We start from the raw sequence: 14,449 nt of genomic DNA on the forward strand, positions 1-14,449 counted from the left end.
GGGAACGCACAGGCACTGTTCCTCCTCTTGTACGGCGTCACCCCCCAACTGAAGGGAATGCGCCGTGCGTTCACGTACACGTACACGTATACGCCTCTATCCGGCCGGGTCGATGGTCCTGGCTCTCGCCGCGGCGGGGTCCGTGCTGGCCGGGCCGGTCGGCTCCGCTTCTGCTGCCGACGCGGCCGGTCGCGCCGATCTGCGGGCGGATGTGAACCGCGACGGACGGGTCGACGTCACGGGCGGCAGCGACAAGGCCGGTGAGGACAGCTGGTCCGTCGGGCGTGGAGCCGTCTACCTGCCCAACATCGATGACGACAGCAAGCGGTGCCCGGTCACCGGGCCGGGCGGCAGACCGCTGTCCGACGCCAAGTTGGCCGCCTGCAACGACGGGTCCGACACGTCGGTCAACGGCAGTGCGGACGCCGCCGACCTCGCCCCGGTCCGTTCCGTGCCCCTGCCCGGCCTCCCCGCGGACGCCAAGGGCAGCCTGAAGATCACCACGGGTGGCAAGCACGCGCACCTCTTCCTCAAGCGGTCCGGGAAGTGGGTCCTGGTGACGTCCAAGACCCGGCTGACCGCAGCCGAGCTGCGTTCCGGTGTGGAGTTCGGTGTCGAGGGCACCGACATCGTGCGGGACAGCGCGAAGTGGGACGGACGTGCGGTGGTCCGGCTGACGGTGACGACCGGGCAGAAGTCCACCTCCGACGCCGTGACCCTGCGCGTCGCGCCGCTGCTGACCCACCATCACCTGCAGAACACCCAGCAGGTGATGGTGACCGAGGTCCAGGGTGAGGGCCCGTACAGCCGTCTTCAGCAGAAGTTCGTCGCCGAGCTCGCGAAGGAGGTCGAGCAGGCCGGAATCACCAAGCCGCTGGTCACCTTCGAGAAGTACGCCGACCCCTGGGCGCAGGACTTCGTCGAACCGGCCTACGTCAGCATGACCGGGCCGGGTGGTCAGCGGCACGTGATGCGCGTGATGCTGCGGTCCGCCCAGCCGGACCGGGACGCGGGCCGGGAGCTGTTCGAGAAGGTACGCGGCCGGGACATCGGTGTGGTGCAGGTGACCGACCCGGCCGAGCCCGACGACTGGTCGCTCAACTCCATGGGGAACCTGGAGACCATCCCGCCCTACGCGCACGGCGGCCGCTCGTTCCCGGCCGGGCGGATCATCATGGGCGAGCGCAAGGACAGCGGGGCGCGTCCGTCGAAGGTGATGCGGACGATGCTCAAGTCGCAGGGGTTGCAGGATCCGCTGCTGCTGGACACCTCCTGGCTGGGCGTCGGGCACGTCGACGAGTTCGTGCAGTTCCTGCCCGCCGACACGCCGCGCGGCTGGCGCATGGGTGTCGCCGATCCGGAGGCGGGGCTGCGGCTGCTGCGCGACGCCGAGCGCGACGGCCACGGCAAGACGAAGATGTTCTCCGTCCCGGGCCGCAGTGACAGTCCGGCGCCCAAGGAGACCATCGACCAGGCGCTCGCCTCCAAGCATCTGGTGGCCGACAACGAGATGGCCGCACGGCGCATCGCGGCCAACCTGGAGATCCTCAAGCGCGAGACGGGTGTCACCGACGAGGAGATCGTGCGGGTGCCCGCGCTGTACACCCGCGAGTCGGAGGTGACGACCGAGAGCGGCGACGAGATTCCCGTGCCGCGTCTGACGCGCATGGGCGCCGGCTCCGACCTCGTGGACAGCCTCGCGGACCACGGCCAGCAGAAGTGGCTCGCCGAGAACCCGGCCGCCCCGCGTGCGGCGGCTCCGGCGGCCCGGGCGACGGTGATGACCAGCGCGTACGTTCCCGGAGCGGTCAACGGTGTGCTCCTGGGGCGGGACCGCTACCTCGCCCCGCGCCAGTGGGGGCCCGTCATCGGCGGCAAGGACATCTTCACGGAGGCCGTCACCGCCGCTTACCAGCGGGTCGGGCTGAAGGTGTCGTACATCGACGACTGGTACACCTACCACCTCGGCATGGGCGAGGTGCACTGCGGCACCAACACCCTGCGCGACGCGACGGCCGCGTGGTGGCAGCGCCCGGCGCGCTGAGCCGTCAACGAGGAGCAGGCGGCGGAACCGGACGGTCAGGAGCCGTACGGTCCGTCGCCCCGGCCCCCGTCCTGCCGGGCGCGCTCGGGTGCGAGGCGGCGGTAGGCGGCGCGGGCGTGGGCGAGGCGGGCCAGGGACGTGCCGATGAGGGTGGCGGTGAGCAGGCAGGCGAGCCATGTGGTGTCGCGGGAGCCGGCCCAGGTGAGGGTGCCCGCGGGCGGGATGGCGAAGCCGTTGAGGAACAGCCAGCACAGGACGGCCGTGCCGGGGGCCGCCGTGAAGCGTGCGCACAGGCCGAGCACGGCGGCCAGCAGGGACAGCGCGAGCAGGACCAGTCCCGGACGGTCGGTCCCCACCACGGTGTTGAGAACTCCCACCAGCACCAGTGCGCCGCCGAACGCCCCGGCCCAGACCAGCGGTGTCGCCACCGGCTGCGGAACGGGCCTGGCTCCGGTGCCCAGCGGTCTCCACTCGATCATGCCGGCGCTTCCTTCCCCGAGGGTGCTCGTCAGGGTCCCACTCCCACCCGTTCAGTGGAAACGCTCGAACCGGACAGTCGGACGATGCCGCCTAGCATGACGAAACCCCAGGTCCAGGACCTGGGGTTGCTTCGTCCGGACCCGGCTGGCCCGCGTCACACGAACGCGCTCCGGCCCGTGATCGCCTTGCCGACGATCAGCGTGTTCATCTCGCGGGTTCCTTCGAAGGAGTAGATCGCCTCGGCGTCGGCGAAGAAGCGGGCGATGTCGTGGTCCAGGAGGATTCCGTTGCCGCCGAAGATCTCCCGGCTCCAGGCCACGACCTCCCGCATCCGCGCGGTGACGAACGCCTTGGCCAGGGAGGAGTGTTCGTCGCGGAAGACGCCGGCGTCCTGCAGCCGGGCGAGCTGCACCAGCATGCCCCACGAGGCGGTGATGTTGCCCAGGCTCTTGACGAGCAGGTCCTGCACGAGCTGGAAACCGCCGATCGGGCGGCCGAACTGCCGGCGCTCCCGGGCGTAGTCGAGGGCCAGTTCGTAGGCGCCGGTCATGACGCCCAGCGCCTGCCAGGCCACCCCGCTGCGGGTGGCGCGCAGGATCTCGGCGACGTCGCGGAAGGAGTTGATGTTCTGGAGGCGGTTCGCCTCCGGCACCCGGACGTCGGTGAGGGTGATCTCGGCGTTCTCCACGATCCGGAAGGCGATCTTGCCCTCGATCTTCGCCGGTTCGAAGCCGGACGTGCCCTTCTCTACGACGAAGCCCTTGACGTGGTTGTCGTCGACGTCCCGCGCCCACACCACGACGTAGTCGGCGAAGGTCGCGTTGCCGATCCACTTCTTGGCGCCGTTCAGGACCCAGGTGTCGCCCTCGCGCCGGGCGGTGGTGCGCATGCCGCCGGCGACGTCGGAGCCGCCGAGCGGCTCGGTCATGGCGAACGCGCCGATCTTGTCCATCGCGGCCATCGCCGGGAGCCAGCGGTCGCGCTGCTCCTGGTCGCCGCCGGAGTGGACGGAGTACATGGCGAGGCCGTTGTGGACGCCGAAGAAGGTGGCCACCGAGGCGTCGGTGCGGCTCAGTTCCATCGCCAGCATGCCGCTGAGCAGGTTGCTGACGGCGGGCCGGTGCTCGCCGTAGCCCTCGTAGGGCAGACCGGCGAGGCCGCTGTCGCGGAAGATGCCGACGAGTTCCCGGGGGAACTCGCCCTTGGCCCAGTTGCTGTTCACCAGCGGCTTGATCTCGTCGCGCAGGAGGGCACGGGCCTTGAGGAGGATCGCCCGCTCCTCGTCGGGCAGGAGCGTCTCGTAGGCGTAGAAGTCCGCGGTGAGCTGGTCTTCGAGCGGTTCCGTGGTGGTGGTCATCTCAGTTCTCCTCCTTGTCGGCGCCGTCCAGGGCGGACAGCACGGCGAGTTGCCTGCGGTCGCGCGTCTCGGTGAGTTCCGAGTACGTGGAGGAGCCGTAGGCCTGTTCCACGGCTGCGATGAGCCGTTCCCGCTGGTCGGGGTTCTGCGACGGGGTGCCGAGGGTCGCCCACATCCGCTGCATCGAGGTGCCGATGTGCTCGGCCATGTGCCGGTAGCCGCCCGGTCCGCCGCCCAGGTGCGAGCCGAGGAACGGACCGACCGTGGCCCAGCGCAGGCCCAGCGAGTTGGTCATCACCGTGTCGAGCTCCTCGGGCGTCACCACGCCCTGCTCGACGAGGTACACGGCCTCGCGGCTGAGCGCGTTCTGCAGCCGGTTCCCGACGAAGCCGGGGATTTCCCTGCGCTCGACGACCGGGGTGCGGCCGACCGAGGCGTAGAAGTCCACCGCCGCCCGTACGGCGTCCTCGCCGGTGCGCTCGCCGGGCACGACCTCGACGAGCGGGACGAGGTGCGGCGGGTTGAAGGGGTGGCCGATCAGGACGCGGGCGGCGGCGTCGTCCGCCAGCTCCTCGGTGAACTCGGTCGACGGGATGGCCGACGAGGAGCTGAGCAGCAGCGCGTGACCGGGGGCTTCCCGGGCGAGGGCGGCGAACAGGTCCTGCTTGAACTCGACGCGCTCGGGGCCGTTCTCCTGTACGACGTCCGCGTCCCGGACCGCCTCGGTGACGCCGGCGGCGATGTGCACCCGGTCGGCGAGGCCGGTCACGTCCAGGCCGCGGGCGGCCAGGTGCGGGGCGGCTTGCGCCAGGGCCCCGTCCACGGCCTCGGCGAGGTCCGGTCGCGGGTCGCTCACCCGGACCGTCAGGCCGTGCGCGGCGAACAGCGCCGTCCAGGACAGTCCGATGGTCCCGGCGCCGATCACCGCGGCCGTACGGAAGGTGCGGGTCATGACCCGGCTCCCTTCAGGTAGTCGTGGACCGGCTCGACGCCGTTCAGCGTCAGGTCGGTGACGATGTGGCTTGCGGAGACGACCTCCAGCACCGGCAGGTCGGCCAGCGGGGCGAGCACGTGCGCGAAGAGCTGGAGCCGGGCGGGGCCGGTCCAGGCCTCCTTGACGGTGACGTCGGTGATGCGCGTGCGGACGAGTTCCTGCACCCGCGGCAGCCCGTCGTAGCCGGGAACGGTCTTGAGCATGAAGGTCGGCACGGTGATCTGTGCCCGGGCCTCCCGCCGGTCCAGCTCGTGGTGCTTGTAGCCCATGGTCGCGGTGGCGACCCGCAGGCTGCCGTGGTCGAGGGTGCCGACGAGCGCGCCGGAGTCGACGGTGAGCGACGGGGAGCCGAGCACCTTCGGGTAGGCCGAGACCTCGCGGCCGGAGGCGGTCGCCGGGAAGTTGTCGAGGTACATCGCGTGCAGGTACTCGCCGTGCTCGCCCTCGAGGCTGACGGGGATCGCCTGGCCGGCCTCCGTGTAGGGGCCGTAGCCGGTGACGTCGCCCATCTTCATGACCTCGAACCGGACCAGGGGTTCACCGATCCGCAGCGGTTCGGGGACGACGGCCCGCAGCGCGTCGGGGTCGGTGCGGTAGACGACGTTGAGGTACTCCCGGTCGGTGAACCGCGGGACCGTCGGCGCGTACGCCGGGCCGGTGAGCGGGGTGGTGAGGCGCTGTCGTACGTCCTCGGCCCTCATGGTGCGCCTCACCGTCCCGTCCACCGCGCGGGGCGGCGCTCGGCGAAGGCGGTCATGCCCTCGCGTACGTCCGCCGAGGCCATCAGGGTCTTCATCTCGCCGCGCTGGAAGGCGAAGGCGTCGGCGTCGGGCGCACCGTCGGCGGCGCGGGCGACGCGCTTGACGGCCGCGAGCGCGAGCGGGGCGTTCTCCGCGAGCCGTTCGGCCAGCCGGAGCGCCTCGGCGACGGCCTGGCCGGTGGCGGTGACCCGGTTCGCCAGGCCCAGTTCGCCGGCGCGGCGGCCGTCGACGGGGTCGCCGGTCAGCAGGAGTTCCATGGCCAGGTGGTGCGGGACGCGCTTGGGCAGCCGGATCACGCCGCCGCCCGCGGCGATCAGCCCGCGCTTGACCTCGGGCAGCCCGAACCGGGCGTCCTCGGCCGCGACGATCAAGTCGCAGGCCAGGGCCAGTTCGAAGCCGCCGCCCATGGCGTAGCCCTCCACGGCGGCGATCAGCGGCTTGGCCGGCTCGGCCTCGGTCAGGCCGCCGAAACCGCGGCCTTCGACCTCGGGGGACTCGCCGCGCAGCGCGGCCTTGAGGTCCATGCCGGCGCTGAACGTGCCGCCCTCGCCGGTCAGGACGCCGGCCCGCAGCTCGGGTTCGGCCTCCAGTTCGTCCAGTGCGGCGGCCAGTCCGGCGGCGACCGCGGCGTTCACGGCGTTGCGGGCCTCGGGGCGGTCGAGGGTGATCAGCAGGGTGGAGCCGATCCGTTCGGTGCGTACGAGGGGAGTTGCGGGGGTGCTCATGGCTGTCCTCCAGTGACGGTCAGCGGGCGGCGGTGTCGAGCTCGGCGAGGACGTCCTCGGTGTCCTGGCCGGCGACCGGCGCCAGGCGGCGGATCGAGCCGGGCGTGGCGGAGAAGCGCAGCGGGATGCCGATGGTGCGGACCGTGCCCTCGGTCGGGTGCTCGACGGTGTCGAGGAGGTGGCCGCCCTGGACATAGGGGTCCTCGTGGGCGCGGTCCAGTTCCAGCACCGGGGCCATCGGGATGCTGTGCTTCGCGCACACCTCCGCCCACTCCTCGGTGGTCAGGGCCGGGGCGCAGGCGTCGACCAGGGCGGCGAGGTCCTCGTGGTCGGCGCTGTCGACGGCGTCCCCGCCCACGCGCGGGTCCTCGGCGAGGTCCGGGCGTCCGGCGGCGGTGAAGAAGTCCCGGTAGTTCCGCGGGTTGTACGGGATGACGCAGGCCAGGCCGTCCTTGGTGCGCACCGCCTTGTGGCCCTTGAGCATCGACAGCGGGAAACCGGTGGAGCCGGTCTCGGGCACGTGGGTGTGTCCGGCCAGGTGCTCGACGAGGTTGAACGCGATCAGGGTGTCGGTCATCGGGATCTCGACGAGCTGGCCCTGTCCGGTCCTGTTCCGGTGCAGCAGGGCGGCGAGCACGCTGTAGGCGATGGTCAGGGAGGAGACCTTGTCGCCGATGATGGTCGGCAGGTAGACGGGCTCGCCCAGCGCGCGGTCGGCGATGTCGACCAGGCCGGACGCGGCCTGCACGGTCTCGTCGTAGGCGGCGTGGCCGGCCCGGTCCGAGTCGCTGCGGAAGCCCTGGGCGTGCGCGTAGACGAGCCCCGGGTTGCGGGCGGCGATGTCGTCGTAGGACAGGCCGAGGCGGTGCAGTGCGCCCGGCCGCATGTTGGTGATCAGCACGTCCGCGGTGTCGATCAGCTTCAGCGCCCGCTCCCGGTCCGTGTCCTCCTTCAGGTTGAGGGCCACGCTGCGCTTGTTGCGGTTGACGTTGAGGTTCAGCGGGGTCATGCCCGGCGTGGTGCGGTAGTGGCCCACGCGCACGGTGTCGGCGGGCGACTCGATCTTGATCACGTCGGCGCCCAGGTCGCCGAGGATCTGGGCCGCGTAGGGGCCCATCACCACGGTCGACAGGTCGATCACGCGGATGCCTTCCAGGGGGCCGGTGGCGGTGTCCGTGATGTCCGTCATCGCTTTTCCTTCAACTCCTCGCTTCGCCATATGTGTGTATCTGGAAACTAAGTTAGCAAGGAGGGGATGGGGAACGGAAACAAATGGAGTGACCAATGAAAGAAAGGCGGTATGACCGCAGTGGTCATACCGCCTTGGCGAAATATCTTTCGAATACTCCAGCGAGTCAGGCGTGGAGCGGCTCGGCGAAGATCTCGCGAGCGGCGGCGATGACTTCATCCAGGTCACCGCCGTGCGCCCGGTCCTTGCGCCAGAGCAGTCCGGTCTCCAGCCGGGGGTGGAAATCCGAGAAGGGAAGGACGGTCACATTGTCGAGACGGTAATTCTGCACGGGGCTTCGAGGATCCAGCATGGAAATGGAGAACGCCAGGCCGCTGGACACTATCTCGGAAACGCCGTCGAACGTCGCGCTGCCGATTTCGATCCGTTTCTTGATGCCGAGCTCGGCCAGCTGCTGGTCGAGACCGCGGAAATACGCGTTGGTCACGGCCGTGGGCGAGCCCGCGTAGGCGAGTCCGGACAGTTCCGCCAGGGCGATCGACTCCCGCCCCGCGAACCGGTCCCTGGGCACGACCGCGCCGAGCCGTTCCGACATCACCGGCAGCTGTTCCAGGGCCGGGTCGCCGCCGGCCGGGAGGCGAGCCAGGGTCAGCGCCAGTCTGCCGTCGCACACCGCGTCGACCAGACGCTCGGTGCCGCCCGGCCAGCGCTTGATCTCGAACCGGTCCCCGACCCGCTCGGCGAGGGCGTCCATCCGGGTCCGCAGGTCCGGGTGGATACCGCTGGGAACGCCGAGCAGCAGGGTGGTCCGCCGCGGCCGGGTCGTCTCGTCCAGCCGCCACTGGATGGAGTCGACCTGCTCCAGGACCCCGCGGGCGATCGGCAGCAGCGCGCTGCCGGCCGGGGTGAGCCGCACGTGATGGGTGTCGCGGTCGAACAGCCGGTGCCCGAGCTCGTTCTCCAGATCCTTGATCCGCCGGCTCAACGGGGAGGCCGCCATGTGCAGTCTGCGGGCCGCGGTGGAGAAGTTCAGTTCTTGGGCGACGGCGACGAAATAGCGCAGGTGCAGGAGCTCCACGCGGTTCACCCTAACCGCTGCGGCCCTGGCTCCCCGGGGCCGTGGGACCGGAGAGTTCCTTCTCCATCAGCTCCTTCTCCAGCAGCGTGAAGGACTTGGGCGGCCCGCCCGGCTGCGGCTTGCCCTCCTTGTGGCCCACCACGCGATAACCGGCGTCCCGGTAGTAGGCGTTGAGCGGTGCGTTCCCCGCCAGGCAGTCCAGGCGGACCCGGCGCCGTCCGGCCTCGGCCACCCGGCGCTCCGCGGCCTCCAGCAGCAGCCGCCCCGTGCCGGGCGCGGCGGTGCTCCGGTCCACCATGAGCCGGTGCACGTATCCGGCCACGGGCGGCTGTGGCCCCCAGGCGGCCTCGTCGTCCCACCACAGCTCCCAGGCGCCGGTGACGCGCCCGCCGGCCTCCGCGAGCCAGACCTCGCCACGTGCCATGACCTGGCGGAAGTGGTCCTCGTCCAGCTCCCCCGGCCGCCACTGCCCGGTGATACCGCGGGCCAGCATCCAGCGGGCCGCGTCGTCGCGGAGGCGGACGAGGGTGGGCAGGTCGACCTCGGCGGCCGGGCGGACGCGTAGATCATTCACTCGGGGATCGTCGCACACCCGTCCGATGACGATCCGTGAGGACCGCTGTCCGTACCGCACTTGACCGATCCGGCCCCGGGAGGTCCCCGCCTGATGGAAACTCTTAGGGCGAGTCGGAGGGGGAACGGGGGGGCCGGGTGGCGGACGACAGGCGCATTGCCCTGCTCATCGGGGTGGGTGAGAACCCGGGGGCGCAGCATCTGCTTCCCTCGCTGGCGGCGACGGTCGACGCCGATCTGCGCGCACTGGGCGCCTCCCTGGAGGGCAGCGGCTACGAGGTGGAGACACTGGCGAATCCCACCCGGAACGAGATCACCGAGCACATCTCCGACGTGTCCGCGAGCGCGCCGCCCGGCAGCACGCTGCTCCTCTACTTCACCGGGCACGGCGTCCGGATCGGCACCACCGACTACCTGGTGCCCGCCGACGCCCTCGCCCCCGCCGGCGACGACGCGGACGGGTGGGAGCGGCCCCACGTACGGGAATCGCTCCTGGAGGCCGACATCAGCCGGTATCTGGCCGACTGCCGGGCCGGCACCGTGCTGTGGCTGATCGACGCCTGCCGCGCGGCGGATGCCCAGCGAGGCGGCGCCTTCGGGAGCAACATCGTCAAGGGTCCCCCGCACAGCGGATTCGCCATGATGACGAGCTGCGGCCCCGGCGAGCTCAGCGGCGGCGCCGAGACGGGCAGTTTCTTCACGTCGGCGCTCGCCCGGGCCTTCGACCCGCTGACCGAGGCCACCACGGTGGAGCAGGTGTACGAGAGGGCCCGGCGCGACACCCGGACGCTCGCCGTCGAGGCGCAGGCCGGACCGCAGCAGGTCCTGATCCGCTACGGCGACGACCTGGCGGAACGCACCAGGTCCCTGGTGGTCGCCGAGGGCAGACGGCTGCTGGAGGCGTGGCAGGACGCCGTGCGCACACCGGCCCTGTGGGAACGGGTCCCGGAGTGCGAGGCGGGCGCCGTGGCGCATTTCCAGGACTGTCTGTCCTCGCTGGCCGCGCAGGCCGCCCTGCACGTCCACCACGCCCAGCGGCGGCTGCCCGACCCCTGGGCCGACGACGAGTATCCGGTCCGGCTGCTGGGCGACCGGCTCCCCCTGCTGCTGCCCAAGGGCGCCGAACTGTCCGCCCTGGAGGTCACCGCGCTGATCGCCGGTGTCCTGTTGCACGAGACGGCCTGGGCCGAACGGCTGGGCCAGGCCGCCGGGTGCCGTCCGCGGCTGGTGTGGCGTGACGACGAGGCCGACGACCAGCGGCGGCACTACGAGCAGATCACCGAGCACTATCCCCAGATCACCGAGAAGCTCACGCACGCGTACCGCTGGCTCGGGGACCCCGCGGACGACCGGCACGCCGTCACGCTGTGGCTGGTGCACCGCTGGATCGAGGAGCGGTTCGCGACCGACGAGGAGGCCGTGCCCGCGGTGTTCGCCGACCGCTTCACGGCCCGGCTCCTCGACATGGCACCGCCGGCGGCGGGCGAGCGGCTCGGCGGCCGGGCGGAGGCCCTGTCCCAGGCGCTGCGCACGGTCGCCGCGGGCCTCGTCCTCGGGGCCCCGCCGGAGGACCAGCGGCTGCCACCGGACCGTCACGTCGTCCGCAGAACACCGTGGCGCCTGCGCGTACGGCCCCTCGCGGCGCTGCTGCGGCTCGCGGGGCTGCTCGCCTTCGACACCCGGTGTCTGCCGGAGGTCCTGGCCGAGCACCTCGCCGTCTCCGACCCGGTCGTGCCGCGCGAGGTGATCACGGTGCTCCGGGACGCCTACTGGGTCTCCGACGGGGACGGAAACGCCGCCTCGTACCTGCATCTGGACGCGGTCTGCCCGCATCCGGCGCTGCACGCGGCTCTCGCCACGGTCGTCGAGGACGCCGACGACCTCGGCCACCTCCTGCGGGAGTCGGCCCGCCGCCTCCCGCAGGACGAGGCCGCGCTGCTGAGAGGGCTCCCCGCGCGGCTGTCCGACCACGGGCTGCGGCCGGACCGCCGGCACGGCACGGACGCCTACGACGTGCCGCTCGCCCGTTTCTCACTGGCGCAGACGGAGATCCGCCGCCTGCTGATGGGCGAGAAGCTGTACGACGGCGAGCCCGAGCTCGCGCTGCGGGAGCTCTACCAGAACGCGATGGACGCCTGCCGCTACCGGGAGATGCGCGTCCGGTACCTGCGGGACCTCGGCCGGGAGCCGGCGCCGTGGGCGGGCCACATCCGTATCGAGACGGGCGAGGACGACCGTGGCCGCTACGTCGAGTGTGTGGACAACGGCGTCGGCATGACCGTCGACCAGCTCAAGAGCACCTTCACCCGGGCGGGCCGCCGGTTCGACCAGTCCCACGCCTTCCGCCGGGAGCAGGCCGCGTGGCTGCGGCACGACAGTTCACTGCGGCTCCACCCCAACAGCCGGTTCGGGATCGGCGTCTTCAGCTACTTCATGCTCGCCGACGAGATGACCATCGTGACCCGGCCGGTCGGCACCGACGGCCGTCCGGCCGCGAAGGCGCTGCGCGTCGAGATCCCCGTCAGCGGCAGTCTCTTCCGGGTCCGGGAGGAGGACGAACACGGCGGCACGGCCCTGCCCGAGGGCGGCACGCGCGTCCGGCTGCACCTGCGCCGCGCGGGAGCGTTGCCCGGGGACTCCGCCGTGTCGGTGCTGCGCTCGCTGGTCCTCCTCAGCGAGTTCCTGCTGGAGGTGCGCGACCAGGACGGCACCGAGGAGATCTGGCGGCCCGGGCGTCTCAAGTCCGGTGAGGAGCCGGGCGCGTTCACCACCCGGTTCGCCGTCGAGGCGGTGCCGGGCACGCTCTGGTGGGTCTCCGGCAAGGGAGCGATCGTGTGCGACGGGATCGCCACGGACGAGCGGCCCTTCGGGTACGTCCTCAATCTGTCGGGCGCGCACGCCGGCGAACTCAGCGTCAACCGCAAGAAGCTGGAGAGATACGACGTCCTGTGGGCGCAGGAGCAGGTCCGGGACGGAGCCCGGGCGTTCCTCGACGAGGCGGTGGCGGTGCCGGAACTGGAGTGGCTGTGGAACATGGAGTCCCGCGAGCCCTCCATCGCCCGCATCCTGTGGAAGGTCCTGCGGGGACACGGGGTGCTCGTGTCGGACAAGCACGGCCGGAGGATCGGTCTCGACGAGGTCGGCTGGTTCAGGCTGGACGCCCACCTGAACGACGGGCGCGGCCTGCGCGAGGAAGAGGAGCTCAAAAGGGTCCGGCCCTGGCGGCTGGCCGCCCTCGGTGCCGTGCATCGGGCCCGGAGCGAAGCCGCACCGCTGTCGCTCTCGGGCCACCCGGTACCGCAGCCGGGCTGGGCGGAGATCGCGGGCGAGGTCGAGGGCGACTGGCGCAATGCGGTCCAGGTGGCCAACAGGCAGGCCACGACCGTGGCGGAGGTGCTCCGCGCCACGCGGGGCCTGCGCGTCGCGCATCCGGATCTTGCCGGGCCGGCCGTCTTCGGTGACGGCGACCTGGAGTGGGAACCGGGCCGCACCGACTGGTACGTCATGACCGGGCTCCTCGGCAGGAAACGTGACCCGCTGGACGGCCTCACCCCTCCCTGGGGACGCCGTGCGCCCAAGCGAAGGGCCGGCGACGAGATCCAGTACCGGCACCCGCCCGAGGACCTCTCCGGTATCGCCCGCGCCTCCGCCATGTTCCAGGTGCCGCTCGGCGAGCTGGCCGAGGCGTGCGCCCGGTACGCGCCGTTCCTGCGCAGGCCGCTGGGTGCCGTCCCGGACCACCACCGCGACCACGTCTGCACGGAAGACGAGTTGCAGCTCCTCTATCTCCAGGAGGACAAGCACCACTGGCGGCCCGCCGTCCACCCCTGGGACGTACCGGTGGTGGCCGCCGCCACGGGCCTCGACCCGGGTGAAGTACAGCGGCGCATGGCGGGTTACGGCTGGCTGGGCCGCCCCGTGCCCGATCCGTTCCTGACCTCACACTGGGGCGCCGTACCGGCCGAGCTGCTCGGCATCCTGCGCACCTACCTCGTCCCGCGCGCCGGCGGCCGGCCCGTGCTGCCGTGGGCCGCCACCGTCGAACTGGCCGCGGAGGACGAGCTCTCCGTGTGGGAGGCCGAACGACTCCTGGCCCGTGAGACGGAGGACCTCGGAGTGGACCACCGACGGCGCTACACCCGGCGCTCGCCGGGACGGGACGTGGTCCCCTCGCCCGAGACCGCCCGTCTCGCCCATCGGCTGCACCAGTCGGGCATCCGCCTGGAGGACGGCGTCACACTCCGGGACCTCGCGTCCGTCCGCTCCCACGCCACGTCGTGGGAAGAAATGTCCTGGTACGCGGACGAGTTGCGAGAGGCCGGAGTGGATGTCCCGGACGCCGGCAATCTGCTGCGCGCCTGGGACGAGCTGCCCACGCCCAGCAGATACGCGTTCTCCGGGGAGGATCCCAACTGGGACGGTGCCGACTATCCCGTGCCGGCCACCTCGGCCGTGCTGTTCACCGGGAGCCAGCGGCTCCGGCAGCGGCTGTCGGTCCTGTGGGACACCGCGCACCGGGAGGCCCGCAACCTGGGGCTGGACGCCGGGCTCGTGGCCCCGCGCCCGCCCAAGGCGCTGCGGACGTTCGTCCCGACGCACGACGAGATGGCGGCGCTGGTCGAGACGGGCCCGCACGAGGACGTCGACTACGAGTGGTTCGAGACGCCACGCTGGACCCCGCTCACCGCGCAGCGGCTCGTGGGCTACGCCCGCGCACGCAGTCTCGGTGCGCGGGCGGCCTACCGGGCGCTGGCTCCGCTGCGGGCCATCGGTGCGCTGGTGCCGGAGCTGTCCACGGAGGCGGAGGCCGCCCTGCCGGACGACGTGCCCACCGCCCACGACGCCGTGGCGGTCGACCCGGCGTACCGCGTCTCCGCGCCCGGGGCCCCGCTGCACCCGCTCGACCTGGTCGGCATCGCCGGCCGCCTCGGTGAGCCGGTGCGGCACACCTGGGAACGGCGCATCACGCCGTACCTCGCCCTGGAGGCGTCACCGCCGTCGGTCACCGCCGTACCCGACGTCGTGCCCGGCTGGCAGGACCTCGCGATCCTCTCCGAGGGCCTCGACGGGCGACTTCCCGCACTCACGGGCCCGGTCGGGCAGGACCGGATCGAGCAGGGTGCCCGCGCGGTGGGTGAGACGCCCGAGTGGGTACACCGGCGACTGGAGCTCTACGCGGGGCTGTTCGGGCTCCGGCTCCCGTAGGTCGGCGTCAGGAATCCAGAGTGAGGACCGCCTGCACGCAGTG

General features: G+C 71.9%; 10 protein-coding genes. 2 read left to right on the top strand and 8 right to left on the bottom strand.

Annotated features, from left to right (window positions below):
• Positions 1-112 precede the first annotated feature (112 nt).
• A complete protein-coding gene (locus SCNRRL3882_RS19365) occupies positions 113-2,044 on the top strand; it encodes a protein-arginine deiminase domain-containing protein (protein WP_010032305.1) in 1,932 nt (643 codons plus the stop codon).
• Positions 2,045-2,079: 35 nt separating this feature from the next.
• On the opposite strand, the gene SCNRRL3882_RS19370 is transcribed toward SCNRRL3882_RS19365, so the two are convergent.
• The 8 genes from SCNRRL3882_RS19370 to SCNRRL3882_RS19405 all read right to left on the bottom strand — a co-directional run bounded on the left by SCNRRL3882_RS19370 (position 2,080) and on the right by SCNRRL3882_RS19405 (position 9,202).
• Complete coding sequence (locus tag SCNRRL3882_RS19370; protein ID WP_010032306.1) at positions 2,080-2,523, bottom strand: hypothetical protein; 444 nt, start codon at positions 2,521-2,523, stop codon at positions 2,080-2,082.
• 155 nt (positions 2,524-2,678) lie between these two features.
• Positions 2,679-3,881, bottom strand: a complete 1,203-nt coding sequence (locus SCNRRL3882_RS19375) for an acyl-CoA dehydrogenase family protein (RefSeq protein WP_010032307.1) — start codon at positions 3,879-3,881, stop codon at positions 2,679-2,681.
• 1 nt (position 3,882) lies between these two features.
• Complete coding sequence (locus SCNRRL3882_RS19380; protein ID WP_010032308.1) at positions 3,883-4,833, bottom strand: 3-hydroxyacyl-CoA dehydrogenase NAD-binding domain-containing protein; 951 nt, start codon at positions 4,831-4,833, stop codon at positions 3,883-3,885.
• Positions 4,830-5,576 (bottom strand): acetoacetate decarboxylase, encoded by a 747-nt coding sequence (locus tag SCNRRL3882_RS19385; RefSeq protein ID WP_010032309.1) that lies wholly within the window; start codon positions 5,574-5,576, stop codon positions 4,830-4,832. Before SCNRRL3882_RS19385 ends, SCNRRL3882_RS19380 begins: the two co-directional genes overlap by 4 nt.
• A gap of 8 nt (positions 5,577-5,584) precedes the next feature.
• Positions 5,585-6,361: a crotonase/enoyl-CoA hydratase family protein gene (locus tag SCNRRL3882_RS19390; protein ID WP_010032310.1), complete on the bottom strand. Its 777-nt coding sequence runs from the start codon at positions 6,359-6,361 to the stop codon at positions 5,585-5,587.
• A 19-nt stretch (positions 6,362-6,380) separates the two neighbouring features.
• Positions 6,381-7,550 carry a CaiB/BaiF CoA transferase family protein gene (locus SCNRRL3882_RS19395; protein ID WP_010032311.1) on the bottom strand — a complete coding sequence of 390 codons (1,170 nt, stop codon included), beginning with the start codon at positions 7,548-7,550 and terminating at the stop codon, positions 6,381-6,383.
• Between the two features lie 166 nt (positions 7,551-7,716).
• Complete coding sequence (locus SCNRRL3882_RS19400; protein ID WP_010032313.1) at positions 7,717-8,628, bottom strand: LysR family transcriptional regulator; 912 nt, start codon at positions 8,626-8,628, stop codon at positions 7,717-7,719.
• A gap of 10 nt (positions 8,629-8,638) precedes the next feature.
• The gene (locus SCNRRL3882_RS19405) at positions 8,639-9,202 is read right to left on the bottom strand and encodes a GNAT family N-acetyltransferase (protein ID WP_078602716.1); all 564 of its coding nucleotides are present in this window, start codon (positions 9,200-9,202) and stop codon (positions 8,639-8,641) included.
• Positions 9,203-9,339: 137 nt separating this feature from the next.
• Between SCNRRL3882_RS19405 and SCNRRL3882_RS19410 the strand changes: the two genes are divergently transcribed.
• Positions 9,340-14,406 (top strand): caspase family protein, encoded by a 5,067-nt coding sequence (locus SCNRRL3882_RS19410; RefSeq protein WP_010032315.1) that lies wholly within the window; start codon positions 9,340-9,342, stop codon positions 14,404-14,406.
• The last annotated feature ends 43 nt before the right edge of the window (positions 14,407-14,449 follow it).

Source organism: Streptomyces chartreusis NRRL 3882, assembly GCF_900236475.1.
Classification (GTDB): Bacteria; Actinomycetota; Actinomycetes; order Streptomycetales; family Streptomycetaceae; genus Streptomyces; species Streptomyces chartreusis_D.

Coding starts and splice junctions, on each gene's coding strand:
- SCNRRL3882_RS19365 (WP_010032305.1), top strand. CDS start 113: ATGGTCCTGGCTCTCGCCGCGGCGGGGTCCGTGCTGGCCGGGCCGGTC.
- SCNRRL3882_RS19370 (WP_010032306.1), bottom strand. CDS start 2,523: ATGATCGAGTGGAGACCGCTGGGCACCGGAGCCAGGCCCGTTCCGCAG.
- SCNRRL3882_RS19375 (WP_010032307.1), bottom strand. CDS start 3,881: ATGACCACCACCACGGAACCGCTCGAAGACCAGCTCACCGCGGACTTC.
- SCNRRL3882_RS19380 (WP_010032308.1), bottom strand. CDS start 4,833: ATGACCCGCACCTTCCGTACGGCCGCGGTGATCGGCGCCGGGACCATC.
- SCNRRL3882_RS19385 (WP_010032309.1), bottom strand. CDS start 5,576: ATGAGGGCCGAGGACGTACGACAGCGCCTCACCACCCCGCTCACCGGC.
- SCNRRL3882_RS19390 (WP_010032310.1), bottom strand. CDS start 6,361: ATGAGCACCCCCGCAACTCCCCTCGTACGCACCGAACGGATCGGCTCC.
- SCNRRL3882_RS19395 (WP_010032311.1), bottom strand. CDS start 7,550: ATGACGGACATCACGGACACCGCCACCGGCCCCCTGGAAGGCATCCGC.